Origin of the sequence: Bacillus sp. SDLI1 (genome assembly GCF_001553895.1) — a bacterium.
Classification (GTDB): domain Bacteria; phylum Bacillota; class Bacilli; order Bacillales; family Bacillaceae; genus Bacillus; species Bacillus siamensis.
Genome location: NZ_CP013950.1, coordinates 122,413 through 147,192 on the forward strand (window position 1 = coordinate 122,413; position 24,780 = coordinate 147,192).

Annotated in this window: 24 protein-coding genes and 1 other RNA gene; 17 read left to right on the forward strand and 8 right to left on the reverse strand. The window is 45.5% G+C overall.

The features are described 5' to 3' along the window. Positions 1-36 precede the first annotated feature (36 nt). The 6 genes from AUL54_RS00800 to AUL54_RS00825 all read left to right on the forward strand — a co-directional run bounded on the left by AUL54_RS00800 (position 37) and on the right by AUL54_RS00825 (position 8,666). Positions 37-627, forward strand: a complete 591-nt coding sequence (locus AUL54_RS00800; RefSeq protein ID WP_060962553.1) for a superoxide dismutase family protein — start codon at positions 37-39, stop codon at positions 625-627. A gap of 77 nt (positions 628-704) precedes the next feature. Continuing rightward, on the forward strand, positions 705-1,595 hold the full coding sequence (locus AUL54_RS00805) for an AAA family ATPase (RefSeq protein WP_060962554.1): 891 nt from the start codon (positions 705-707) through the stop codon (positions 1,593-1,595). A 10-nt stretch (positions 1,596-1,605) separates the two neighbouring features. After that, positions 1,606-3,522, forward strand: coding sequence for a vWA domain-containing protein (locus tag AUL54_RS00810; protein WP_060962555.1), 1,917 nt, complete (start codon positions 1,606-1,608; stop codon positions 3,520-3,522). A 227-nt stretch (positions 3,523-3,749) separates the two neighbouring features. Continuing rightward, the gene (gene sucA, locus AUL54_RS00815) at positions 3,750-6,584 is read left to right on the forward strand and encodes a 2-oxoglutarate dehydrogenase E1 component (RefSeq protein ID WP_060962556.1); all 2,835 of its coding nucleotides are present in this window, start codon (positions 3,750-3,752) and stop codon (positions 6,582-6,584) included. 14 nt (positions 6,585-6,598) lie between these two features. Next, positions 6,599-7,846, forward strand: a complete 1,248-nt coding sequence (odhB, locus tag AUL54_RS00820) for a 2-oxoglutarate dehydrogenase complex dihydrolipoyllysine-residue succinyltransferase (RefSeq protein ID WP_047474626.1) — start codon at positions 6,599-6,601, stop codon at positions 7,844-7,846. A 73-nt stretch (positions 7,847-7,919) separates the two neighbouring features. Next, a complete protein-coding gene (locus tag AUL54_RS00825) occupies positions 7,920-8,666 on the forward strand; it encodes an MBL fold metallo-hydrolase (RefSeq protein WP_060965032.1) in 747 nt (248 codons plus the stop codon). A gap of 27 nt (positions 8,667-8,693) precedes the next feature. Here AUL54_RS00825 and AUL54_RS00830 read toward each other — a convergent pair whose 3' ends face one another. After that, positions 8,694-9,665: a bile acid:sodium symporter family transporter gene (locus tag AUL54_RS00830; protein ID WP_060962557.1), complete on the reverse strand. Its 972-nt coding sequence runs from the start codon at positions 9,663-9,665 to the stop codon at positions 8,694-8,696. 204 nt (positions 9,666-9,869) lie between these two features. On the opposite strand from AUL54_RS00830, the gene AUL54_RS00835 reads away from it, so the two are divergent. Continuing rightward, entirely contained in the window at positions 9,870-11,207 is a 1,338-nt protein-coding gene (locus tag AUL54_RS00835) for a sodium-dependent transporter (protein ID WP_060962558.1), read from the forward strand. A 39-nt stretch (positions 11,208-11,246) separates the two neighbouring features. Here the strand turns inward: AUL54_RS00835 and AUL54_RS00840 are convergent, their stop codons facing one another. The 3 genes from AUL54_RS00840 to AUL54_RS00850 all read right to left on the reverse strand — a co-directional run bounded on the left by AUL54_RS00840 (position 11,247) and on the right by AUL54_RS00850 (position 15,555). After that, positions 11,247-12,092, reverse strand: coding sequence for a superoxide dismutase (locus AUL54_RS00840; RefSeq protein WP_060962559.1), 846 nt, complete (start codon positions 12,090-12,092; stop codon positions 11,247-11,249). Then, positions 12,089-13,972, reverse strand: a complete 1,884-nt coding sequence (locus tag AUL54_RS00845) for a terpene cyclase/mutase family protein (RefSeq protein WP_060962560.1) — start codon at positions 13,970-13,972, stop codon at positions 12,089-12,091. Before AUL54_RS00845 ends, AUL54_RS00840 begins: the two co-directional genes overlap by 4 nt. A 95-nt stretch (positions 13,973-14,067) precedes the next feature. After that, the gene (locus AUL54_RS00850; RefSeq protein WP_060962561.1) at positions 14,068-15,555 is read right to left on the reverse strand and encodes an aldehyde dehydrogenase family protein; all 1,488 of its coding nucleotides are present in this window, start codon (positions 15,553-15,555) and stop codon (positions 14,068-14,070) included. Between the two features lie 182 nt (positions 15,556-15,737). On the opposite strand from AUL54_RS00850, the gene AUL54_RS00855 reads away from it, so the two are divergent. Both AUL54_RS00855 and AUL54_RS00860 read left to right on the forward strand, forming a co-directional pair. Continuing rightward, a complete protein-coding gene (locus AUL54_RS00855; RefSeq protein WP_007407979.1) occupies positions 15,738-15,941 on the forward strand; it encodes a DUF6501 family protein in 204 nt (67 codons plus the stop codon). A 373-nt stretch (positions 15,942-16,314) separates the two neighbouring features. Continuing rightward, a complete protein-coding gene (locus tag AUL54_RS00860; protein WP_003153783.1) occupies positions 16,315-16,659 on the forward strand; it encodes a PH domain-containing protein in 345 nt (114 codons plus the stop codon). Positions 16,660-16,703: 44 nt separating this feature from the next. Here AUL54_RS00860 and AUL54_RS00865 read toward each other — a convergent pair whose 3' ends face one another. Next, on the reverse strand, positions 16,704-16,937 hold the full coding sequence (locus AUL54_RS00865) for a hypothetical protein (protein WP_003153785.1): 234 nt from the start codon (positions 16,935-16,937) through the stop codon (positions 16,704-16,706). Further along, complete coding sequence (locus AUL54_RS00870; protein WP_060962562.1) at positions 16,934-17,206, reverse strand: hypothetical protein; 273 nt, start codon at positions 17,204-17,206, stop codon at positions 16,934-16,936. Before AUL54_RS00870 ends, AUL54_RS00865 begins: the two co-directional genes overlap by 4 nt. A gap of 73 nt (positions 17,207-17,279) precedes the next feature. Between AUL54_RS00870 and AUL54_RS00875 the strand changes: the two genes are divergently transcribed. Next, on the forward strand, positions 17,280-17,762 hold the full coding sequence (locus tag AUL54_RS00875; protein WP_060962563.1) for an Hsp20/alpha crystallin family protein: 483 nt from the start codon (positions 17,280-17,282) through the stop codon (positions 17,760-17,762). Here the strand turns inward: AUL54_RS00875 and AUL54_RS00880 are convergent. Next, on the reverse strand, positions 17,749-17,982 hold the full coding sequence (locus AUL54_RS00880) for a hypothetical protein (protein ID WP_045926173.1): 234 nt from the start codon (positions 17,980-17,982) through the stop codon (positions 17,749-17,751). The two genes, AUL54_RS00875 and AUL54_RS00880, sit on opposite strands and share 14 nt — an antisense overlap. A 92-nt stretch (positions 17,983-18,074) precedes the next feature. Here AUL54_RS00880 and AUL54_RS00885 point away from each other — a divergent pair, with 92 nt between their 5' ends. The 7 genes from AUL54_RS00885 (at position 18,075) to AUL54_RS00915 (ending at position 23,755) form a co-directional block, all read left to right on the forward strand. Next, entirely contained in the window at positions 18,075-18,455 is a 381-nt protein-coding gene (locus AUL54_RS00885) for a hypothetical protein (protein WP_060962564.1), read from the forward strand. 83 nt (positions 18,456-18,538) lie between these two features. Continuing rightward, positions 18,539-19,030 carry a TraR/DksA family transcriptional regulator gene (locus AUL54_RS00890; protein WP_060962565.1) on the forward strand — a complete coding sequence of 164 codons (492 nt, stop codon included), beginning with the start codon at positions 18,539-18,541 and terminating at the stop codon, positions 19,028-19,030. A 144-nt stretch (positions 19,031-19,174) separates the two neighbouring features. After that, positions 19,175-19,801, forward strand: coding sequence for an FMN-dependent NADH-azoreductase (locus AUL54_RS00895; RefSeq protein WP_003153791.1), 627 nt, complete (start codon positions 19,175-19,177; stop codon positions 19,799-19,801). 224 nt (positions 19,802-20,025) lie between these two features. Beyond that, positions 20,026-20,211: non-coding RNA, 6S RNA (gene ssrS, locus AUL54_RS00900), on the forward strand. Between the two features lie 107 nt (positions 20,212-20,318). Next, positions 20,319-22,097 (forward strand): DNA helicase RecQ, encoded by a 1,779-nt coding sequence (gene recQ / locus AUL54_RS00905; protein ID WP_060962566.1) that lies wholly within the window; start codon positions 20,319-20,321, stop codon positions 22,095-22,097. A gap of 235 nt (positions 22,098-22,332) precedes the next feature. Further along, entirely contained in the window at positions 22,333-23,199 is an 867-nt protein-coding gene (locus AUL54_RS00910; RefSeq protein ID WP_060962567.1) for a 3D domain-containing protein, read from the forward strand. Positions 23,200-23,362: 163 nt separating this feature from the next. Then, positions 23,363-23,755, forward strand: coding sequence for a hypothetical protein (locus AUL54_RS00915; protein ID WP_060962568.1), 393 nt, complete (start codon positions 23,363-23,365; stop codon positions 23,753-23,755). Positions 23,756-23,788: 33 nt separating this feature from the next. On the opposite strand, the gene AUL54_RS00920 is transcribed toward AUL54_RS00915, so the two are convergent. After that, positions 23,789-24,766, reverse strand: a complete 978-nt coding sequence (locus AUL54_RS00920) for a S66 family peptidase (RefSeq protein ID WP_060962569.1) — start codon at positions 24,764-24,766, stop codon at positions 23,789-23,791. Positions 24,767-24,780: the final 14 nt, after the last annotated feature.

Genomic DNA, 24,780 nt, shown 5'->3' on the forward strand with positions numbered 1-24,780 from the left:
GACAAGACTGATGGGTAAAAATAAGGGGGAGAAAGCATGAACCGTCTCTTGCTTTTTCTCATGCTCGCAGCAATCACGCTTGGCGGCTGCGGAGGCAGGACCGCTCCAGTTCCTCCCAAAAAACATGAAGAAAGCCGCGCACTGGAAGCGTCAGCATACCGCGAGCATGCCGGACTCATCAATCAAAAAGGTAAAAACATCGGATATATTGAAGTGAAAGATTCTGATGAGGAAGGGTCAGACATCCATATATCAGCAGGACATCTGCCGCCGGGCGCTTCTCTCGGGTTTCATATTTATGAAAAAGGGGTATGCCAGACACCTGATTTCGAATCAGCCGGCGGCCCGTTCAACCCTTTGAACAAAGAGCACGGCTTCAACAATCCGATGGGGCATCACGCCGGGGATCTCCCCAATCTTGAAGTGGGGGCTGACGGTAAAGTGGATGTCATTATGAACGCGCCGCAGACTTCTTTAAAAGAAGGAAGCAGACTCAGCCTGCTTGACCGGGACGGGAGCGCGTTTGTCATTCATGAACATACGGATGATTATTTAACAAACCCGAGCGGAAATTCCGGAGCCAGAATCGCCTGCGCTCCTCTGACAAAAAGCGCCCGCAGGGAATGAGCCCTTTTGTATTGAGTATACAAGGGCTTTTTTAGTATACTCGGTTATGGAATATGAATGGAAAGGAAACATCACCTATGACTTCAGAATTACAGCACTTATCACTGCCCCAAGATATACAAAACAAACTGCAAGCTTATCAGAATCATCCCGTTTCCCAAGAATTTCAGGAGTTAATCGGATCATCGGGCTATGAGGCCGAAGATAAAGCAATTATATTTGATGCGATCATCGCTTTGACAATGGGAAAAAATATCTTATTAAAAGGACCTACGGGTTCAGGGAAAACAAAATTGGCGGAAACGCTTTCGAACTATTTTCATAAACCGATGCACAGCGTCAACTGCTCTGTAGACCTTGATGCAGAAGCGCTTGTCGGTTATAAAACGATTGAAAATGAACACGGGCAGGCGACAATTGAATTCGTTCCCGGACCGGTAACAAAGGCAATGAACGAGGGGCATTTTCTATACATTGACGAAATCAATATGGCAAAGCCTGAAACCCTTCCGATTTTAAACGGCGTGCTTGATTACAGAAAAATGATGACAAACCCGTTTACAGGAGAAGTGATTAAGGCGAGCGAAGGATTCGGTGTCATCGCAGCCATTAATGAAGGCTACGTCGGCACCGTGCCGCTGAACGAAGCCCTTAAAAACCGCTTTGTCATTATTGATGTTCCGTATATTAAAGGAAGCCTTCTGAAGCAGGTTCTGACCTCTCAGTCTGTCTTAAAAGATGAGAAATTAATTGAGCGTTTCATGACATTGTCTTCTGATTTAATCGCACAAGCGCATAACGGACAAGTGTCAGAGGAAGCGGCGTCAATCAGGGCTCTCATTGATACGTGCGACTTGGCTGCGTATATTCCGCCGAAACGGGCGATTGAAAGAGGCATCGTGGAAAAGCTTGATGATGACAGGGAGAAAGCCGCTGTCAGAAATATTGCAGAAACGCTGTTCGAATGAGGGATATACAATGAAGTTTATCAAATTTAACGACAGCACGATCGATTCATTTTTGTTCATGATGCTGACTGATCTGGCCAAAACACTGACCAGGAGCAGTGAAGTGGAAGTGGAATACGGCGTGCAGTCTTACTACAATCCCTTTGAAAAGAAAATTTACATGAGCCACTTTTGGAAAGACAGATCAGCCGGGGATATGGAAGCCGGCTTGAAAAGCGATGTGTATTTGCGCGCTGTCGGAACACGCAGCAGCTCATTCCGTGGATTTGCCGGGTTTTTAAATGATGTCCGCCGGCACTTCAAACGCCAAAGCTTTGCAAAGCAGCTGTTCATGCTGCTTGAAGATATCAGAATTGAAGAGCTGATCAAAAAAGAGCGGCCGGGAACGAAACGTGTATTTCAGAAGCGGAGAGAAATGTACAGGAAATACTTCACAACACAGCTGACATTGAACTTAGAACGGAGTATTTTCACCGACGCTTTGTATTGCGCGATGTTTGTCAAACTGACGGCTGAGTCTCCGCTTGAAGGCATTCCCTCCATGCAGGAAGATATTGATATGATGATACCGTATATTGAACGCCAGCTCATCCGGGTGTATGAGGCCGAATCTACGCAGCAGATCGCAAAAATAACAGAAGATCTCATGGAAGGCCTTGATGAAGTGCTGGAGAAAGATATGCTGAACACCTACTTCTTTCTGCCGGAACTTGATTACGAGAAAGCAGCTGAAGAGCCTTTATTCGAAAGCATCAAAAGAGCGCCGTCATTAAGCGACGATATCACGCTTCCTGAGTCTTCCGACGGAGATGAAGATATCCATGAAGAGAAAATGAATACGTGGCACCGGGAAACTGAAGCGCCGTCAAAAAGTTTCCTTCAATTTGATATTGAACACGGCGCGAAATCAGACCTTGGGAATGACGCCGCCAGAGAAGGCGATGACGGTGATCAGGCGCTCGCCTCCGTTCAAGGCTCAGCACGCCAGACAAAAAGAGAGGATTATTCCCAGCTGGAAGCGCTTGAATCCAGGCAGGATGAACACGAGGGAGCGGGACTGGCTGACGGAAAAGAAAACAAATTTGCCTTCCCGGTTTACCAAACACCGCACAAAGCGTCTCTGGAAGATGAACAGTCCTATAAAGAGCAGGCGAAAACGATAGAATCATATCAAAAGCGCCTGAAGCAGATGATACAAAAAACACTTGAACACAAAAAAACGCTCCCGCGGACCGATCTTCATGCAGGCAGGCTGAATCGCAAGCTGCTCCGCTACTTTACAGAACAGAATCCGCGCCTTTTCTATAAAAAGCAGGACCCGTCTTCAGAAATTGACGCTGTGTTTACATTGCTTGTCGATTGTTCGGCCAGCATGTTCGACAAAATGGATGAAACAAAGAGAGGGATCGTCCTTTTTCATGAAGCATTGAAATCAGTGTCCGTTCCGCACCAGATCGTCGGTTTTTGGGAGGATACAAACGAAGCGACCGAAACGAGCCAGCCGAACTTCTTCAATACGGTGATTCCGTTTGAAGAGTCGCTGCTGCAGGCGGCGGGTCCTTTGATCATGCAGCTTGCGCCGGAAGAAGATAACAGAGACGGATATGCCATCAGACAAATGACAAAACAGCTGATGAGGCGGAGTGAGGCACAAAAGTTTTTAATCGTGTTTTCAGATGGGGAGCCCGCAGCGTTCGGCTACGAACAAAACGGCATCGTCGATACGAGCGAGGCTGTCATCGAAGCGAGAAAAAGAGGGATAGAAGTCATAAATGTTTTTCTGTCCAATACCGCGATAGAAGAATCCCAGATGAAAACCATTCAGGATATGTACGGAAAGTACAGTATTTTTGTTCCGGACGTCGATCAGCTCCCCGATGTGCTGTATCCGCTCTTGAAAAAACTGCTTCATAAAAGCATAGGATAAGCTTTTTCCTATGCTTTTTCGCTTTTTATTTTAAAATGATTTAATTTTTTCGTTATGGATCTGTTTTTTTTACTATTTTGTGAACAATCAAGGTAGAATCCAAACACAATCAGTGGTAAAATATCCTTGGAAGCGTTTTTATTACATAATTTTGGGCACAGCGTTCAAAAGTTATTTCAAGATAGTGAAATGATCACTTGATTATCTAGGTTGGGGGTAATATTCAAATGTTTCAAAATAATATGAAACAAAGAATGAATTGGGAAGATTTTTACGGACCGAACCTCGGCTACGCACTGGAGCTGTACGACCAATATGCTGAAGATCCAGACAGCATTGATCCGGATCTGAAAGACATGTTTGACGAACTCGGCGCTCCGCCAAGCCAGATAAAAGAGGCATCGGGAACAAAGGAACAGGGACGCGTCACCGCAGATCTGATTCAAAAGATCGCAGCAGCAGTTAAACTTGCAGAAGATATTCGAACCTATGGCCATCTGAACGCTTCCGTCAATCCGCTCAGAAAGGATCAAATAAAGAGCGAGCTCTTTCCGTTATCCGAGTACGGGCTTACAGAAGAAGAACTGAAAGCAATACCCGCGTCTGTCATCTGTAAAGACGCACCTGCCAATATAACGAACGGCTTAGAAGCCATCCAGCATTTACGCAATACGTATAAAAGAACCATCTCCTTTGAATTTGACCATGTGCATGATTTCGAAGAGCGCGCATGGATTACAAAAATGGTCGAATCCGGAGAACTGTTCCGGAAAAATTCACCGGAAAAACTGTCAGCCGTTTTAGAAAGACTGACGGAAGTAGAAGGATTTGAACAATTTTTACACCGGACATTCGTCGGTCAGAAACGTTTCTCAATTGAGGGATTAGACGCGCTTGTGCCGGTTCTTGACGACATTATCGCCCAGTCTGTGAAAGCAGGCACAACCAATGTCAATATCGGAATGGCGCACAGAGGCCGTTTAAATGTCCTCGCGCATGTGCTCGGAAAACCATATGAAATTATTTTCTCAGAATTCCAGCACGCGCCGAATAAAGATCTTGTACCGTCTGAAGGCTCGACCGGAATCAGCTACGGCTGGACGGGAGATGTAAAATACCACCTCGGTGCAGACAGACAGCTTCAGGATGCTGAAACCAAAAGCGCGCGGATTACGCTCGCGAATAACCCGAGCCACCTGGAATTCATCAATCCGATTATTGAAGGAAGCACGCGGGCGGCACAGGAAACAAGAACGCAAAAGGGGTACCCGGTTCAAGACGAAACAAAATCGCTCGCCATTTTAATTCACGGTGACGCAGCGTTCCCGGGAGAAGGAATTGTCGCTGAGACGCTGAACTTAAGCTCTCTGAAAGGCTATCAGGTCGGGGGGGCCATTCATATCATCGCCAATAATATGATCGGCTTTACAACTGAAAGCGATGAATCCCGTTCTACAAAATATGCCAGTGATTTGGCGAAGGGCTATGAAATACCGATCGTTCACGTCAACGCGGATGATCCTGAAGCATGCCTGTCAGCCGTTAAGTTTGCGGTCGAATACCGGAAGCGTTTCAATAAAGATTTCTTAATCGATTTAATCGGTTACAGACGGTACGGCCACAATGAAATGGATGAGCCGTCCACGACACAGCCGATGCTGTATGACGCCGTCAGAAAACACCCGACTGTCAAGCGGATCTTTGCGGAAAAACTCGTAAGTGAAGGCCTGATCAGCGAGGAAAAAGCGCAAAACATTGAAACGGCAGTGACAAAACGAATCGAAGACGCCTATAAAAAGGTGCCCGCCAAAAAAGAAGACGCCGTACGGGAAATCGAATTGCCGGAACCGGTGTCCAACGGTTTTCCTGACGTTGACACAGCCATTGATTTTGACGTTCTCCGCAAGCTGAACGGCGAACTCATCAACTGGCCGGAATCCTTTAACGTGTTCGGCAAGCTGAAAAGAATTTTGGAAAGACGAGCCAAAGCGTTTGATGATGATCGTAAAGTGGAATGGTCATTGGCTGAATCGCTTGCGTTTGCTTCCATTTTGAAAGACGGCACGCCGATCCGGCTGACCGGACAGGATTCAGAGCGCGGAACGTTCGCTCAGCGAAACCTTGTGCTGCATGACAGCGAAACAGGAGAAGAATTTGTTGCGCTCCATCATTTAGACGACTGTGCTTCTTCATTTACGGTGCATAACAGCCCGCTTTCTGAAGGGTCGGTTCTCGGTTTTGAATATGGGTACAACGTGTATTCGCCTGAAACGCTTGTGATGTGGGAGGCGCAGTACGGGGACTTTGCCAATGCGGCTCAAGTCTATTTTGATCAATTCATCTCTGCAGGACGGGCAAAATGGGGACAAAAATCAGGATTAGTCATGCTTCTCCCTCACGGTTACGAAGGACAGGGGCCTGAACACTCCAGCGCCCGCGTCGAGCGGTTCCTGCAGCTGGCGGCAGAAAACAACTGGACGGTGGCCAACCTGACAAGTGCGGCTCAATATTTCCATATTTTAAGAAGACAAGCGAAAATGCTGCTTCGTGAGGAAATCCGTCCGCTTGTGATCATGACGCCGAAGAGCCTGCTGCGCAATCCGAATACGGTATCTGAAGTGCAGGAACTGAGCGAAAGCAGATTCAAGCCGGTCTATGAGCAATCCGGTCTTTCCCACGCTTACGAAAAAGTGACTCGCGTCGTGTTATCAAGCGGAAAAGTGTCAATTGACATCAGCGATCACTTTAACAAAATGGAAGGCGATAAAGATTGGCTTCATATTGCCAGAATCGAACAGCTGTATCCGTTCCCGGCAAAAGACGCGAAAGAACTTTTCGCCAAACTGCCGAACCTGCAAGAGATCGTTTGGGTTCAGGAAGAGCCGCAGAACATGGGGGCTTGGAGTTATATCAGCCCGTATCTGACGGAAATCGCGCCGAAAGGAGTAAATGTTCAATACATCGGCCGAAGAAGACGATCCAGTCCCGCAGAAGGAGATCCGACAGTCCACAAAAAAGAACAGGAACGCATTGTATCTGATAGCTTGACTCGCAAAAACTAAGGGGGAAATGTAAAATGGCGGAAATTAAGGTACCTGAATTAGCAGAATCAATCTCAGAAGGAACTATAGCCCAATGGTTAAAGCAGCCCGGTGACTATGTAGAACAGGGTGAGTATTTGCTTGAACTGGAGACGGACAAAGTAAATGTTGAATTGACAGCAGAAGAATCGGGTGTTCTAAAAGAGGTATTGAAAGATTCGGGTGATACCGTCCAAGTAGGAGAAATTATCGGCACCATTACAGAAGGCGCTGGCGAAAGTTCTGCACCTGCCCCTTCAGAAAGTGCTCCAGCCAATGAACAAACGAAAGAGGAAGCAAAAGCTGAACCGGCTGCTCAAGAAGTCAGCCAGGAAGCACAATCAGAAACAAAATCAAAAACGGTTGCGTCTCCGGCTGCACGCAAGCTGGCAAGGGAAAAAGGAATTGACCTTTCACAAATTCCGACGGGGGACCCGCTCGGCCGCGTACGCAAACATGATGTGGAAGCTTATGAAAAGCCGGCTCCAAAACCTGCGGCACAGCCGAAACAGCAGGCTCAAAAAACACAGCAAAGCTTTGACAAACCTGTCGAAGTGCAAAAAATGTCCCGCCGCCGACAAACGATCGCGAAACGATTGGTTGAAGTGCAGCAGACTTCTGCGATGCTGACGACGTTTAATGAAGTGGATATGACGGCCGTTATGAATTTAAGAAAACGCCGTAAAGACCAATTTCTTGAGCAAAATGAAGTAAAACTCGGTTTCATGTCGTTCTTCACAAAAGCCGTCGTGGCAGCATTGAAAAAATATCCGCTCCTTAACGCTGAAATTCAAGGCGATGAGCTGATCGTGAAAAAGTTTTATGATATCGGTATCGCTGTTGCGGCTGAAGAAGGGCTTGTCGTCCCAGTCGTGCGTGACGCTGATCGTCTGACATTCGCCGGCATAGAAAGAGAAATCGGCGAACTCGCGAAGAAAGCGCGAAACAATAAATTAACATTAGGTGAGCTGCAAGGAGGCTCCTTCACGATCACAAACGGAGGTACATTCGGCTCGCTTATGTCAACACCAATCCTAAACAGCCCTCAGGTTGGGATCTTAGGTATGCATAAAATTCAGCTGCGCCCTGTAGCGATTGATGCCGAGCGCTCTGAAAACCGTCCGATGATGTACATCGCTTTATCATATGATCACAGAATTGTAGATGGTAAAGAAGCGGTCGGATTCCTTGTCACCATTAAAAATCTGCTTGAAGATCCGGAACAGCTGTTGCTGGAAGGGTAATTTGTGTCAGATGAAAAGTACACTGCTTTTACAAGCGGTGTACTTTTTTTATTGAGGAAGGGGAGAAATGCAGATGAAAAACTGTTATCCGCTTGAGATTGAATTTGAACATAATGGAGAATGGCATTCTATCACGCCGGTTCTTCTGCAAGACGAACATGACACGATTTTAATAGACTGCGGATATCCCGGTTTTACAAACCATCTTCAACATGCTGCTGCCCGGCGCGGTATGCCGCTTCATTCATTGACGAAAATCATTGTAACGCATCACGACATAGACCATATCGGCTCACTCGCTGCATTGCTCCGATTGTATCCGGATATCAGCGTGACAGCACACGAACATGAAGCGCCGTATATTGACGGCTCAAAAAAATCTTTACGGCTTGAGCAGGCTGAATCAACGTTTTGTTCATTGCCAGAGGAAGCAAAAACTCATGCAAAACAGTTCATCCGCTCGCTTCAATCAGCCGAATCGGCTCCGGTTCACCGGACAGTTACTGACGGCGAGCTGCTGCCTTGGTGCGGAGGCATTCGCATTGTGGCCACGCCGGGTCATACACCCGGCCATATCAGCCTTTATCTGCCTGCCGAAAAAATAATGATCACAGGCGATGCGGTCGTTATTGAAGACGGAAAGCTGAATCTTGCTCATCCCGGCTATACGTTACATATGGGAGATGCGGTCCGTTCCGTAGAGCGGCTGCTCGATTACGATATCCGCCAATTGATTTGTTATCATGGAGGTTTATTTCAGGGGAATGTAAAAAAAGCGCTTTTGCGCCTGTTTCGTGATCTGCAGAAAAAACAAGGATAGAGCGGCAGCCGCCCTATCCTTGTTCAGTTATGAAAGCGGAATCTTTGCCGTTTCATCCTCTTCTGCGCTGTTTTTTCCTTTTTTCTTAGACCAATAGGTGGCAAGAGCAGATCCTGACAAATTGTGCCATATGCTGAAAATCGCACTAGGTACGGCTGACAGAGGGGAGAAGTGTGCTGTCGCAAGCGCCGCGCCCAGTCCGGAGTTTTGCATCCCGACTTCGATCGCAATCGCTTTTTGCGAAGCATAATCCATTTTGAACAGCTTTGCAGTCAGGAATCCTAACAAATATCCGATTCCGTTATGTAAGATGACGACTGTCACAATCAGCAGTCCTGATTGAAGCAGATGTTCACGATTTACGCTTACAACAGAGGAAACAATCGCTACGATGCCGATTACCGACACGAGAGGAAGCGCGTGAACGGCTTGGCCGACTTGTTTTTTGAAGAGCAGCTTCACAATCACACCGAGGATGATCGGTAAAAGCACGGCTTGAATAATGGAAACAAAAAGTGAGCCGAAAGAAACAGGGAGCCATTCTTTTGCAAACAGCATAATAAGTGCCGGCGTTACAATAGGAGCAAGCAATGTTGAGATTGTAGTGACCGCAACTGAAAGCGCCGTATTGCCTTTTGCCAAAAAGGTCATGACATTTGAGGCGGTGCCGCCCGGACAGCATCCGACCAGAATGACGCCCGCTGCAATTTCTGCGGGGAGGCGGAGCCCGGCTGATAAACAGAAAGCCGTAAGCGGCATAATCGTAAACTGAGCAACGACTCCGATGATGACATGCCAAGGTTTTCTGATTAATTCCTTAAAATCGTCTGTTTGAAGAGTAAGCCCCATTCCAAACATAATAATACCTAGAAAAACCGTCATATAAGAACTGATCCAAGAAAACAAATCAGGATAGGCAAATCCTAAACCAGCAAAGACGATCACCCATAAGCCGAAAGTTTGTCCCGCAAACCCGCTTATTTTTTTCATCCATTCCATAAACACAGCTCCTTTTTCATCCAATCAATCAAGTCAGAAAATCTGACTGACTTTTCTGTATTCCATTATAAATAATATTCTGAATAATTCAATATTAAATATAAGTTTTTTATAATTATATTATGTCAACTAATATCTTCTTGACTATTCAGACATATATTCTTACAATTGATTTTTATACTGAAATGAATTGGGAGTGCTGAAGTGAAAGAAGCTAATCAATGGTCATCTAAGCTGGGATTTATTTTAGCTACGGCCGGCTCTGCAATAGGGCTCGGCGCAATATGGAAGTTCCCTTACGTAGCGGGAACCAGCGGAGGCGGCGCTTTTCTGCTCGTTTTTATTTTATTTACTGTTTTAATCGGACTGCCGCTTCTGCTTGCTGAATTTATTATCGGCAGAAAAACGCAAAAAAACGCCGTTGAATCTTATAAGGCGCTTGCGCCGGGGAAAAAGTGGCATTGGATCGGATATCTCGGAATCATTACGTGTTTTATTCTATTATCCTTCTACAGCGTAGTGGGGGGATGGATATTAATCTACATTATAAAGGGCTTTACAGGCGGTTTATCGCTCACATCCGGATTTGATACGTTATTTATCGATACCATTTCAAACCCTTATGCAGCGGTTTTCGGCCAGCTGCTGTTTATCGTGCTGACGATTTTAGTTGTTGCAAAGGGGGTAAGCAGCGGTATCGAAAAAGTAAGCCAGGTGCTGATGCCGGCTCTGTTTATTCTCTTTATTCTTCTAATGATCCGCTCCGTCACGCTTCATGATGCAGCGAAGGGATTAAAATTCTTCTTCATGCCCGATTTCGGCGCGATGGACGCCAATACCATTTTATATGCGATGGGACAGTCATTTTTCTCGTTAAGCGTCGGAGTATCCGTAATGGTTACATACAGTGCGTATTTAGAAAAAGAAGAAAATATTGTTCAATCCGCTGTATCAGTGACGGTATTAAATGTCCTTGTTGCCGTGATGGCGGGCGTGGCGATTTTTCCGGCGGTGTTTTCATTCGGCCTAAAGCCGGATCAGGGCCCGCAGCTTTTGTTTAACGTGCTGCCGACCGTCTTTAACCATATGCCGTTCGGCATCGTGTTTTTACTCGCCTTTTTGCTGCTGTTTTTATTTGCGACGCTGACATCGGCTTTTTCAATGCTTGAGATTTTGGTTGCCGTTTTGTCAAAAGGCGATTCGGCAAAACGAAAGCGGTATGCATGGATTGGGGGACTTGCCATCTTTATTGTCGGCGTGCCTTCTGCGCTGTCGTACGGAATATTGAGTGATGTTTCAATTTTTCACCGCAGTATTTTTGACGCCGCAGACTTTCTCGTCAGCAATGTCTTAATGCCGCTGGGCGCGCTTTTAATTGCCGTATTCGTCCCGCTGAAAATTCCGAAACAGGCGCTGTTTGATGAACTGAAAAGCGGTTCAGGGATTAAACGGAAATGGTTTGCAGTCTGGCTCCTGTTAATCCGTTATGTGTCTCCTGTAGCCATTATTATCGTTTTTCTGCACGTGCTCGGTATTTTTTAAATGAAAAGAAGCAAGCCCCCGTTCAAAACGGGGGCTTTTTTAATAAAGCGGCCACATTACGCGGTGCGCTTGCTCGAACCGTTTCTCCGCCTCCCGCCAGTCAACGACATTCCACCATTGATCCACGTAAGCCGCTCGGTCGTTTTTATATTGTAAATAATAGGCGTGTTCCCACACATCTAAAGGGAGCAAAGGAATGACGTCCCACTGGCTGTAGAGCTGATGCTTCTCAGCGGCCAAAATCTCCAGCCGCCCGGCGCGCGGCGCCCAGACTAGGATAGCCCAGCCGACTCCTTCGACTTTTTTCGCCGCTTGAGAAAATTGCTCTTTAAAAGCGGAGTAGCTTCCGAATGACACATCAATCATTTGAAAGAGCGCCCCCGTCGGCCGTCTTTTTCCGTTTGGGTTCATGGAAAACCAGAAAATACTGTGCAAATAATGGCCGGCGCCGTGAAACGCCAATTGCCGCTCCCAATGCGCCACTAAGTCGTACTGTTTCATCTGCCGCGCTTTTTTCAGCTCCAGTTCAGCATGATTCAGGCCGTCAACATAGGTCTGATGGTGTTTTGTATGGTGAAGTTTCATGATTTCCCTTGAAATATACGGTTCCAGTGCGGAATAACTGTAAGGCAGTTTAGGCAGTACATGCTTGCCGATCGGCACAAAAGCTCTGCGCTCATCCGGCTCTTCCGATTGGGTAATGTCCCGGTAAAGTCCTGATGCCTGTTCGTACCATTCCGCCTCCGTTAATCCATCATCCTGAAGAGTGTGAAAAATCCGGTCGATTTGTGCCGCGAAGCGATCGAACCGGCCTTGCTGAATGACTTGTTCCTTCAAGGTTTCACACCAATTCAGCATCTCGGTTTGATAAGCGTGCCGTTTCATTTTTCTTCCTCCTTTTCACTCACTTTCATAAAAGTGCTGAGCGCAAGCAAAGAAAATACATACGGGTAGCTGTGATACTTGATGTAAAATTGTTTCGGAAGGCCGATTCCAGTCGGATAGCTGAAAGGAGCTCCCTCGTAATGCCGGTTTTCAATAAGAAAAGATATGCCTTTTGTGATGGCCTGGTGATGCGGTTTTTCGTATTGCAGCAAAGCTTCCGCAGCCCAGGCCGTCTGTATAACCGTTCCATAAGAAAGGGGCACATACGTTTTGATTTCTGCGCTTTTACAGGATTCTCCCCAGCTTCCGTCCTCATTTTGAATAGACTTCAGCCAGCGGATCGCTTTTTTTACGGCCGGGTGGTTTTGGCTGACACCGCAAGCTTTCATGCCCGTCAGCGCAGCCCATGTTCCGTAAATATAACACACACCCCATCTGCCGTACCATGAACCGTCCTCTTCTTGATGGCGGAACAGCCATTGAACGGCTTTTTCAATCTGGGGGTGATCAGAAGAAAGCCCCGCTTCCCCTAAACAGTGAAGCACCCGTCCGGTTAAGTCGCTTGTTGAAGGATCAATGGCAGCTTCCTCAGCCGATTCAAGCGGGAGCAGGCGGATCAGCGGATGATTGACATTTTTCTCAAAAGCAGAGAAGCCCCCGTCACTGTTTTGCATGGACAAAAGCCAGCTCAGTCCGCGTTCCCATGAGCCGGGATAAAGTTTTCGCGGGATGGCTTTGAGCACTGCCGCTGTGTCATCACAATCAGGATTATTCGTATTGATGTTTGAAAAACCCCATCCTCCCGGTTCTGCATGCGGGTTGTGGACGGCCCAATCCGCCACTTTCGTCTGCTGCCGTTCACGCAGAAAGCGGGCGGCGCTGGTTATCATCTGATCGTTATCTGAAATGCCGCTTTTCATGAGCGCATAGTTGAGAAGCGCCGTATCCCAAACGGTCGATGTTGAATTTTCCAGATACGGTATATTGCCGCAAGACGTGAGTAAGGCTTTCGTGCCGGCAAGCGCTTTTCTGATAACGGGGGAGTGGCGTGATACACCAAGAGCGAGCAGGCTGTACACCATAAAAATAGTGGCGCTCGCATAGCTGTACAATGTGCCGTCTTCTTCAATCCGGTCAAGCATATACGTTTTGGCCGTACGGAGACCAAGCTGATAAAAAGCGGCGGGAATCTGCAAAAGCCGTTTCCAATGCGCAAATAGAGAAGAGAGATCTCTGTCCTCTTCCTGATCGGAACGAAGCCATGTAAACGGATTTTTGGTCATATGCCGATCTAAGTGCGCGAGAGGCGGGACGTTGGGATTTTTCAGTGAAAATCTTTTATTAAGCGTCACAGCCATCGGCACAAAATGGATCCGCGCGTATGTACTGAACTGATAAAAATGCAGCGGAAAAGAGGGGGGAATCACTAAGAAAGATAATGGCAGGTGCAGTGCGGGCCACGGATAAAGGCCGTTTGCCGCAAGCATCCACTTTGTCATGAAATGAACGTTCCGCAAGCCGCCGTTAGAGATGATAAAACGTTCGGCCTGAATCATATGCGCCTCAGAACGGTTATATAAGCCGGAAGCCAGCAAGCCGACATAGCCCTGTACAGTGGCGGTCACATTTCCCTTCCGTTCATCGGGATAATTGGCAAATGTTCCGTCCGGACGCTGCTTTGCGCGGATGCCTTTTGCAAGCTCAGCGATCAGTTCTTTATCATTGTCTCCGAGAGAAGTGAGAAGGAGGATCAGAAAGGCGTTTGTCAAAATCGGGCCTTCAAAACAAAATGACCATGAGCCGTCAGCATTTTGCTTTTCTCTTAATAGGGAGATGGTTTTCTTTTGACGGCTTCTGACTTTTTCACGAATTGTGCTCACACTCGCTCAACTCCTTCAGAAGCATATATATTCATATGCAAAAGGCGGCATGACACAAAAAAGAAACTGCTGGCAGGCAGCAGTTTCTCGTTTTATTAATCTTCCAGACTGATCCAGACGCTTTTCACTTCTGTATAATTATCCAGTGCGTAAGAGCCCATTTCCCGTCCGAGGCCGGATTGCTTATAGCCGCCGAAAGGAGAGGCCGCGTCGAATACATTGTAGCAGTTGACCCAGATGGTGCCGGCCTGGAGACGGTCAGCAATGTAATGGGCGTTTTTTACATTCTCAGTCCAAAGTCCGGCTGCAAGGCCGTATTCCGAGCGGTTCGCACGCTCAATGACTTCATCTACTGTATCATACGGAATAGCGGCTAAAACCGGGCCGAAAATTTCTTCTTTTGCGATGGCCATGCTGTCATCCACGTCCGCAAATATTGTCGGGGAGACAAAATACCCTTCTTCAAACGGACAGCTTCCGCCTGTAACAGCTTTGGCGCCTTCTGCTTTTCCTTTTTCAATATAAGAAAGCACGCGTTCATGCTGTTCCTTACTGACGAGCGGACCGATTTGCGTATCTTGGTGAAGACCGGCTCCCTGCCGAAGCGATTTCGCATATGAAACCATTTCGCTTACGACCTCATCATATTTATCTTTGTGAATGAAGACACGGGAGCCGGCACAGCATACCTGCCCCTGATTAAACATGACCCCGTTTAAAGCGCCGGGAATGGCTTTTTTCAAGTTGGCGTCAGGCAAAATGATGTTAGGTGACTTACCGCCAAGCTCCAGCGTTACGCGCTTGATACTTTTCGCGGCTTTCTCCATAATCTTTTTGCCGATTTCTGTAGAACCGGTAAAAGCAAGTTTATCGATATCGTCATGGTTGGTCAGCGCTTCCCCGGCCGTCTCGCCGAACCCGGGAACAATATTGATAACGCCGTCAGGGAAGCCCGCCTGATCAATTAATTCAGCTAAATAGAGGGCGGTCAGCGGTGTCTGCTCCGCCGGTTTCAAAACGATTGTACATCCTGTGGCAAGGGCGGCGCCCATTTTCCACATCGCCATAAGGAGCGGGAAGTTCCAAGGGATGATTTGCCCCACGACGCCGACAGGCTCATGGCGGGTGTAATTAAAATATGAGCCGGCGACCGGAATCGTTTGTCCGGTTATCTTTGTGGACCACCCGGCATAATAACGCATATGCTCAATTGCCAGCGGAATATCTCCATTCGTCGTTTCATTAATCGGTTTTCCGTTATCAAGTGTTTCAAGCTGCGCGAGTTCAGTTTTGTGCTCTTCCATTAAATCGGCAAGCTTATACATCAGCCTGCTTCTGGAAGCGGCCGGCATAGTGCGCCATTCGCCGTGATCAAAGGCTTTGCGTGCCGCTTTCACTGCACTGTCAATGTCTTCTGCCTGTGCCTCGTAAAGCGTCATCAAAGTTTCTCCGGTTGCCGGATTCGGTGTGACAAAGGTTGATCCTGAAGCGCTCGGAACAAATTTTCCGTCAATATAAAGCTTCTTCGTGCCTTGCAAAAATGTTTCCAGCCTTTTTGTGATCTGCATCGTTAAAGAACTCATTCGTAACAAACCTCCCGAATTTTTTTATGGTCTGTTTTGAGCATCTTGATGTCCGCGCAAAGTAAGCGCATACAGTCATTCTATAATACAGACCCAGGTAAAATCAATTGATAACCGTTATTGCAATTCACAAGAAAAAACGGCTACAATAAGCTTATCGATGAAGAAAAGGAGTTTTACAGATGATTCATAATAATTGGCAGACAAAAGAAAGCGTTAAAAAGGTAAAATGCGTACATACAGATGCGAAAAAATACATTGTCAAAAACGTACTGACGCCCGGCAAAGAGTATGAAGTCAAAAATGAAACAGAAGAATTTATTTTTGTCGTGGACAATACAAATAAAGTCGGCGGCTTCTACAAAGAGTATTTTGAAGAAGTCTAAAGCTGAATGAATTTATTTTGCTTCAGCATGTTCGGAAAAAGGCACGGACAAATAAGGAACAATTGAAGATACGGATCGTTGATGTTTTGTTGAAACCGCGGCATTCAGAGGCCGCGGTTTTTTACAGCGGTAAGAAAAAACTGACTTTTCGAAAAAAATGTGGTTTTCTTGAAACCTTTTCTTCTGCAAAACCGTATTACTTCATAACAGAGCACCTTTCGCGAAAAGGCTTATCCGATGAACGTTCTGAAAATGTAATCTGTTCGTAATGGTTTAAATGCTGTCTATGTCGTATTCTTATATAGGGATAAAGAACTTATTTTTTTAAGTATTTGATAAAATATAGTATAGAAGCAGAAAGTGGGGTTCTTCATTGGGAATTTTTTCTGTCAGCAGATCAACCGACACAAAAAAGCTGGAGGCTTTGCTCGTTGAGGGAGAACGGATTGAAACGATTTATAAACTGCGGGTTGACCAAATATGCTTTACAAATAAACGAGTGATTTTCTTTGATAATAAAATGTTCTCCAAAAAGAAAGTGCGCGTCTTCCTTCCATATAAAACAATTGAAAGCTTCGCCATTCAAGAAGCAGGGATGTTTGATCCTGATACGGGCCTCGTATTAATGACAAGGGGAAAAACATTCGAATTGGAATTTGCAAAAGAAACGGACTTGACCGAGGTTCAAGCCATTTTAACAAAATACTTATGCAGCTAAATATGACATAAAAGCCATCCGAATGCAGGCGGATGGCTTTTTTATTAGATAATGCTTGTTTTTCCGGAGTTCGAATCAATGAGATCCGGATCAGCAATAGAACTGATGGGGATATAAATCGGCGCCAAATCACCATTTTCTTCACCGAATCCATAGTTAATCTTATTTGATAAAAAATAATCGATTTGCTGATACGGGCCGATCGTAATGGAAGAGCCCCGGTCGACCGCATTCACTTTAAAGCCTCCTACATTTACCAAAACCGGCGAAAACATCATAATGGGTCTCCTTTCCCGGCGGGGATTTTGCCGCATGCTGACTCGAAGGCAGACGGAGAATCAATTTGATCTCTGTCATCCACTTTGCCGTTCGTGCCGATGAAGCCGCTTGCATCCCCGAAGTTCTGTCCGTATCCTTGATTCTTTTTATCGGAATTCTGCCATTCCGCCAGTAAATTCTGTCCGACATTCACCGCTGAAGCATTTTCAAAGGAATTAATTTTCAACATGAAAATATTAATATTGATATATGGAGTTGGTTGAACCACAGGCAAACCTCCTTTAATACAGGTGTATGCCGGCTGTTATGACCGTATGCTTAGACAGGAGGGCGATAAAAAAATGGATTTCGACAAGATGAAGCAATGGATGGAAATGGCGCAAAACATGTCCGGCGGTGATTTTTGGAAAAACATTTTTGATGATGAGCAATTGAAAACATTTCAAAACGGTCATTCTCATTTTCCCTTTCAACAGGGAGATGGGCAAATGAGAAGAAATGAGGATGCTTTTCCTCTTATAGATATAGTGGAAACCCATGATGAACTTCAATTTTTGCTGTATCTGCCCGGCTATCGGAAACAAGATGTTCAGCTTTTGTCCTACGGAGAATACATTGTCGTAAAAGGCACGAGAAAATCCTACTTCAATGAACAGGATTTTAAACAGAAGGCCGGAAAATACGGCGATTTCGAAAAAAAACTCGATCTTCCTCATTCCGCTCAGGGAACGAAGGGGATGCAGGCGGTATTCAAAGACGGAATTTTATATATATCAATTGCTAAACATTTGGGGGATGCAAACCATATTATTATCGAAGGCTGACCTTATTTGCGGTGCCGTCTATCAGATCTGAATCATCAATACTCATGATGGGGATAGCGACCACAGTGCAATCTCCGCTTTGTTCACCATATCCTTCATTTCTTTTATTAGCGGCAGTGCGCCTCAGTATAACGGAAGAACCGGTGTTAAAAGTCGCTCCGCTGCTGATTCCGTTCATTTTTATATGCTCAAAGTTAATAACGGATGGAAAAAACATCATCATTCACCTCCTTTTTGTATACCATGTTTATATATTCGCAATGAGGGACGCCTAGAACTTTCCAAGAGTGACGGGGAAAGAAGTGATTTTCTTTGAAAAAAATAATGAAAGAGCTTTTCAAAAAAGTATGTGAAGAAGAATTAGACAGGCTTCAGAAAGTGGAAGAGCAGCTTGATGAGCTTCAGAATAAATGTCATTCTGAACCCCAAATGGTTGAAGGGGAAAAAACGTATGTCCATATCGAGAGCGTCAAAGTGGACAAAGTGGAATACAACATTGACTTTGAAAAGCTGAGTATAACAGAGATGAGCGGTGTGCTGAATATCGGCGCCACATACCATACGCCGGAGCACCAGCTTAAAAAAGCCGGCGCTGAAGAATTTAGGGACAACCAGGATAATGATTCTGTGAAAGAAAAAAGACAGACAAAACAGCAGACACCGAGTGTCAACATCAGGGGGAGAACACATTGAGACCCATTGTTTCAGCCGCCTTTTTCGAGGGTATGTAATAACTGAGAGCAGCAGGAATACAGACGAAAAAGGAGATGCTGAATATGTCATTATCAAAAGAACAGTGGGACAGCCTTTATCATAAATTAATCGATTTAAAGGACGGTCTTCAAGGAGAATCAAAAGAAAAACATTCAATGAGCGAAGACACGGGAGAACTGTCAAACGGAGTAGATAATCACTTGGCTGATCACGGAAGCATTTATTTGGACAGGGTTACGAATCAGACTTTGGATGAAGTCGATCAGAATCTTTTAGATGAGGTGAATGCCGCGCTTGAGCGGATGGATAAAGGAACATACGGGATATGCGAAAAAACGGGAAAAGAAATCCCTTATGAAAGGCTTGAAGCCGTTCCGTACGCCAGAATGACCGTTGAAGCGCAGCGGGAAGCAGAGGGGGATGTGGAAACAGACGCCCCTTCATATGAAAGGGAATTTCACGAGCAGGTGAAAGACCTCTCAAATAAAGAAACCGTTGATCAAAAAAGCTCACAAACTTACGAAATCCTGGATCGCGAGCAGGATTCACAATAATATCAGCAGGTACATTCATATGTACCTGTTTTTTTATTCCATAAAAAATCTCAGAATCGAAATAAAATCATTGACTTTATATAAAAAAGAAAGTAACATACTATTTGTAAGTAAATATTAAAAGTTTACCGGGAGGAATTTAGAATGTCTCAAGTATTATTTGTAAAATCAAGTGACCGTACGGCTGAAGAAGGCGTATCCGTAAAATTATACGAAGCGTTTCTGGCTGCTTATAAAGAAAACAATCCGAATGATGAAGTGATCGAACTTGATCTTCATAAAGAAAACCTTCCTTACCTCGGAAGAGATATGATTAACGGAACATTCAAAGCTTCAAAAGGAATTGAAATGACAGACGAAGAGAAAAAACAAGCGTCAACGGCTGACATTTACTTAAACCAATTTGTCAAAGCTGACAAAGTCGTGTTTGCATTCCCGCTTTGGAACTTCACAGTGCCTGCTGTGCTTCATACTTATGTTGATTACCTGTCTCGCGCAGGGGTTACTTTCACATACACGCCTGAAGGCCCTAAAGGTCTGATGGGAGATAAAAAAGTAGCGCTCTTAAACGCACGCGGCGGAGTATATTCTGAAGGACCGATGGCTTCTCTTGAAATGTCATTAAACTTCATGAAAACTGTTCTCGGCTTCTGGGGAGTTCAAGATCTTCACACTGTTGTCGTTGAAGGCCACAATGCTGCGCCTGATAACGCTCAAGCGATCATTGAAAAAGGACTGCAAGAAGCGAAAGATCTGGCTGCAAAATTCTAATCTAATTGCCGAAAACTCTTGCACCCCTATAGGGTGTGAGAGTTTTTTCTATTATATATAGAAGAAACTGGTGACAGCTTTCGCAGCAATCTTATATTGATATATTGATATTTTGTCGAAAAAACAACTTTTATGGAGAAAAAAGCATTTTTTGCACAGAAAAAAGGTTTTCTGTAAAAGAATTAACCCCCTTGCCAAAATACGACTGATGGTGTAGGATATAAGAGAAGCTACATTGTTCGTATTGTTAATTAAGTTTTAACCTTTAAGCTGTAATAGGGAGTTTTATATCGAAGCCGGAATGTCATGCCTCCATTGCAGAGGACGACAGGAACGCTTCTGCAAACACCCACTTTGAGGAGTGGTGGTTTAAAACTTTCTTACTTGCGTACGGCATACGTAGCGAAAGCCATTTCCCTTGCGGAGATGGCTTTTTATTTTGACTTGACCTTGAGCAGCGTACTTTATCAGTATGATAAAATAAAAGAATCAAAGACAAAGTGAGGTTTTACGACATATGCTGGATCAAGCCGAATCCCTTCTGGCGCATTATTTTGGCTACGACAGCCTTCGCGCGGGGCAAAAACAGGCGATACAATCAGTTGCAGAGGAGAGAAAAAACACGGTCTGCATTATGCCGACGGGGGGCGGAAAATCAATCTGCTATCAGATTCCCGCACTGCTGTTTGAAGGAACCACAATTGTTATTTCCCCTCTTATTTCCTTAATGAAAGACCAAGTCGACGCGCTTGAAGAAGCGGGTATCGCGGCAGCTTATATTAACAGCACTCAGACAAGCCGTGACATTCATGAGCGCCTGAACGGTTTGAAGGAAGGGGCTTACCGGCTCTTTTACATCACGCCGGAGCGTTTGACTTCTCCTGAATTCATTCACATCCTGCAGAATATTACGGTTCCTCTTGTCGCCATTGACGAAGCTCACTGTATATCGCAATGGGGGCATGATTTCAGGCCGAGTTACCGGAATATCGAAATTCTTTTTAATGAATTAAAAGAACCGCCCGTCATCATCGCGCTAACGGCGACGGCTACGCCTGAGGTTCATGATGACATCTGCAAGCAGCTTCACATCAATAAAGAACAAACTGTGTATACCGGCTTTGCCAGAGAGAATTTAACATTCAAAGTCGTAAAGGGCGAAAACAAAGACCGGTTTATCGAGCAGTACCTCGAAAGAAATAAACACGAAGCCGGCATTATTTATACAGCAACAAGAAAAGAAACGGACCGTTTATATGAGAAATTAAAACGCAGCGGCATCAATGCCGGCCGTTATCACGGCGGATTGGCGGATGATGACAGAAAAGATCAGCAGGAGCGGTTTCTTAACGATCAGATACAAGTGATGGTTGCTACGTCCGCTTTCGGAATGGGAATCGATAAGAGCAACATCAGATTCGTTCTGCACGCGCAGATTCCGAAAGATATGGAGAGCTATTACCAGGAAGCCGGACGGGCCGGGCGCGACGGCCTCAATAGCGAGTGCGTGCTCTTGTTTTCGGCGCAGGATATTATGGTGCAGCGTTTTTTGATAGATCAATCGGCTGCCGGAGAAGAAAAACAAAAGCAGGATCTCAAAAAACTGAGGCAGATGGTGGATTACTGTCATACCGAAGATTGCCTGCAGCGGTTTATTCTGAAATATTTCGGCGAGAATGAGGCGGAAGCTTGCGGAGCATGCGGCAATTGCACTGATACAAGAAGCGCGCATGACGTCACTAAAGAAGCGCAGATGGTATTGTCATGCATCATCAGAATGAATGAGCGTTTCGGAAAAACGATGGTGGCGCAGGTGCTTAGCGGGTCAAAAAATAAAAAAGTGCTGGAAAACGGCTTCAGCAGCCTGTCCACTTACGGCATTATGAAGCATCAAACCGCAGCGGAAATCAGTGATTTTATCGAATTCCTTATTTCAGATGAATACATCAGAATGGCAGATGGGACTTTTCCGACGCTTATGGTCACCCAAAAAGGAAGGGACGTTCTGCTTGGAAAGAGCGCAGTCGCGAGAAAAGAAGCCTTACAGGCCGCCGCCGTCACCGAAAATGATGAATTATTTGAGATTCTCCGGCGTCTCCGCAAAGAGATCGCAGCGGAACAGGGCGTGCCTCCATTTGTCGTGTTCTCAGATCAGACGTTAAAAGAAATGTCGGCGAAACTTCCGAAAACGGATCATGATCTTCTTTCTGTAAAAGGGGTAGGGGAACAAAAACGATTGAAATACGGAGCGCTTTTTTTAGAAGAAATCCGAAATTATGTAAGAGAAACAGAGTGAAAAAAACTTTTTTTAGAAATTTGCACATTGTGTTTTACAGCCGCGCCGGAAAAATCAGAAGCTTGAAAACCCTTGCTGTATCAAGGTTTCAGCAAGACTTACCAAGTGAGAGAAATGTTTCATGTAAAGGAACTGTAATCTAATTCAAATCGTTTTGTTATTGAACTGACATTTTCATATGTTACGATATCACCTGTTAGCCGCCAATAAAAAGCTAACAAGGGAGGATTTACTTATGAAGAAGACGATTATGTCCTTTGTCGCAGTTGCAGCAATTTCAACAACTGCATTCGGAGCTCACGCTTCTGCTAAAGAAATCACGGTGCAAAAGGGTGACACGCTCTGGGGGATCTCGCAAAAAAACGGAGTGAACCTAAAGGACTTAAAAGAATGGAATCAGTTATCTTCTGATTTAATCATTGAAGGAGAGAAACTGACTATTTCTTCAGTAGAAACAACCACATCTGGGCAGTACACAGTGAAGCAGGGCGACAGCCTCTGGAAAATTGCTCAGCAATTCGGAACATCAGTCGGTAATCTGAAAAGCTTGAATAACTTGCAATCAGATATCATTTACGCAGGCACAACATTAAAGGTGAAAGGTCAGGCGCAGGCTGCACAGCCGGCTCAAGCCAGCCAGCCGCAACCTGAACAAAAACCAGCTGCCGAGACAGAACAGCCGAAACAAGAAGCTGTCCAAAAAGAGCAGCCTAAACAAGAACCTGTTCAAGAACAACAACCTAAACAAGAAGTGAAGGCTGTCGAAGCAAAACAGCAGCCTGTTCAATCAAATACAAACCAACAAGAGCCTAAAAAGCAGCTGACAATGACTGCAACTGCTTACTCCGCTAACGACGGCGGCATTTCCGGTGTAACGGCAACCGGTGTTGACTTAAACAAAAACCCTGATGCAAAAGTCATCGCGGTAGACCCTAGTGTCATTCCGCTTGGCTCCAAGGTTTATGTTGAAGGTTACGGAGTGGCAACAGCAGCAGATACAGGCGGCGCAATTAAAGGAAATAAAATTGACGTATTTGTTGCAAAGAAAAGTGACGCTAACAACTGGGGCGTCAGAACAGTAAATGTTAAAGTGTTAGACTAGTTTCATATAGAGAGTAAAGGACACAAGGCTAAATGCTTTGTGTTCTTTTTTTCTTCCCTTTTTTGTCTGTGCATAATCGTTATATGCTGAAAAAGAAAAAGCGTTCCCCGAATAGGATATAGAGAGAATGAGTTTGAAAGCGGCATCTGAAGGGATGAATTGAATGGAGCCCGAACTTATATTTTTATGGAATACCTTCACAGAATCACCGGTATTTCAAGCAGGGATGTACACCGCTTGTGCCGTTGTGCTGGTCATCGGATTGTCTATGCCGGCTGTCAGGCTGTTTCAGGCGCTTGAAAGAGGGAAGGGAAGGCCCGCCGTTATTGAAAAGGTGAGACGTACTGGCGTGATGAAGAATGGCAGACACGAGCTTGTACTTATTTTAAACGTAACAAACCAAGACGGAACGCATGATAAACGTGAACTGTCACATGCCGCGTGTCATGAAGAAATCAGCTGTTTTTATGAAGGTGCGCCCGTATGGGTGACGACAGCGGCTGACGGCCGGTTCATGATCGCTCCGCGCACGTCGGGGCATAAGACACCGAAATAATAAAAGACGGGGCTGTTTTCCCGTCTTTTTGTGTTAATGCCGGCCGATCCATATCCGTCCGCCTTCTGAGCTGGCTTCTATTCTGCATGCTCCTCCGATCGGGAAAGTCATCAGAGGAGAAGTATGGCCGAAGTCAGCGTTTGCGATAACGGGCATAGACGACAGTTCTTTTTTTGTACGGATGACGGCGCAGAGAGCCTCTTCAGACACATTTGAAGCATGCTGGAACCGTCCGATGACAATTCCTTTCACGGCTGAAAAAGCGGGAAGATGAATGAGTGACTGCAAATCCCGATCAAACATATGAATGTCAGACATATGATCATCTTCTATAAACAGAATCACTTGTTCCATCTCCGGAAAGTATTCCGTGCCTTGCAGAAGATTCAGGGTGCATAGGTTTCCTCCGATCAGTGTTCCTTCCGCATAACCGGGTTGAATGACGAGCGGACCCGGATTCCGATAAAAACGTCTGTCCTCCTGGTTCATGTACCATTTATCATCACTCCACTCGGCCGAAGGCTTTACTTCATACGGCTTATCAGAAGCGCAGCAGGCTAAGAAAGAGTCAATCGTATAGTCCAATCCTTTTTTCATGGCGAATGAAGAAAAATGGGGGCCGGAATATGTGACAAGCCCGGTTTTTTGATAAATGGCATGGCCAAGGGCGGTAATATCTGAATAGCCGCAAAGGATTTTCGGGTGCCGCTTGATGTTTTCATAATCAAGATAACGGAGCAGCTGATTTGATTGGAACCCGCCGAGTGTCGTCAAAATCGCTTTGATGTCAGGATCAGCGAAAGCTTCGTGCAGATCCCGGACACGCGATTCAATGGATGACGAATCAAATTCATTTATTTCTTTCGCATGCTCTGAAAAAGAGACACAAAAACCCAGCTCCTCCAATTTTGTCTTTGCGGCATTTATATTTTCATCTGTCATAACGGACATGCTCGTTGCCGGAGAAACAATGCGAATGCCGTCACCTTTTTTCAGTTTTTCCGGATACAAAAAAAACCCTCCTT

Coding starts and splice junctions, on each gene's coding strand:
- AUL54_RS00895 (WP_003153791.1), top strand. CDS start 19,175: ATGTCTCAAGTATTATTTGTAAAATCAAGTGACCGTACGGCTGAAGAA.
- AUL54_RS00915 (WP_060962568.1), top strand. CDS start 23,363: ATGGAGCCCGAACTTATATTTTTATGGAATACCTTCACAGAATCACCG.
- AUL54_RS00855 (WP_007407979.1), top strand. CDS start 15,738: ATGATTCATAATAATTGGCAGACAAAAGAAAGCGTTAAAAAGGTAAAA.
- AUL54_RS00840 (WP_060962559.1), bottom strand. CDS start 12,092: ATGAAACGGCACGCTTATCAAACCGAGATGCTGAATTGGTGTGAAACC.
- AUL54_RS00890 (WP_060962565.1), top strand. CDS start 18,539: ATGTCATTATCAAAAGAACAGTGGGACAGCCTTTATCATAAATTAATC.
- odhB (WP_047474626.1), top strand. CDS start 6,599: ATGGCGGAAATTAAGGTACCTGAATTAGCAGAATCAATCTCAGAAGGA.
- recQ (WP_060962566.1), top strand. CDS start 20,319: ATGCTGGATCAAGCCGAATCCCTTCTGGCGCATTATTTTGGCTACGAC.
- AUL54_RS00875 (WP_060962563.1), top strand. CDS start 17,280: ATGGATTTCGACAAGATGAAGCAATGGATGGAAATGGCGCAAAACATG.
- sucA (WP_060962556.1), top strand. CDS start 3,750: ATGTTTCAAAATAATATGAAACAAAGAATGAATTGGGAAGATTTTTAC.
- AUL54_RS00800 (WP_060962553.1), top strand. CDS start 37: ATGAACCGTCTCTTGCTTTTTCTCATGCTCGCAGCAATCACGCTTGGC.
- AUL54_RS00830 (WP_060962557.1), bottom strand. CDS start 9,665: ATGGAATGGATGAAAAAAATAAGCGGGTTTGCGGGACAAACTTTCGGC.
- AUL54_RS00805 (WP_060962554.1), top strand. CDS start 705: ATGACTTCAGAATTACAGCACTTATCACTGCCCCAAGATATACAAAAC.
- AUL54_RS00865 (WP_003153785.1), bottom strand. CDS start 16,937: ATGATGTTTTCGCCGGTTTTGGTAAATGTAGGAGGCTTTAAAGTGAAT.
- AUL54_RS00910 (WP_060962567.1), top strand. CDS start 22,333: ATGAAGAAGACGATTATGTCCTTTGTCGCAGTTGCAGCAATTTCAACA.
- AUL54_RS00825 (WP_060965032.1), top strand. CDS start 7,920: ATGAAAAACTGTTATCCGCTTGAGATTGAATTTGAACATAATGGAGAA.
- AUL54_RS00880 (WP_045926173.1), bottom strand. CDS start 17,982: ATGATGTTTTTTCCATCCGTTATTAACTTTGAGCATATAAAAATGAAC.
- AUL54_RS00850 (WP_060962561.1), bottom strand. CDS start 15,555: ATGAGTTCTTTAACGATGCAGATCACAAAAAGGCTGGAAACATTTTTG.
- AUL54_RS00810 (WP_060962555.1), top strand. CDS start 1,606: ATGAAGTTTATCAAATTTAACGACAGCACGATCGATTCATTTTTGTTC.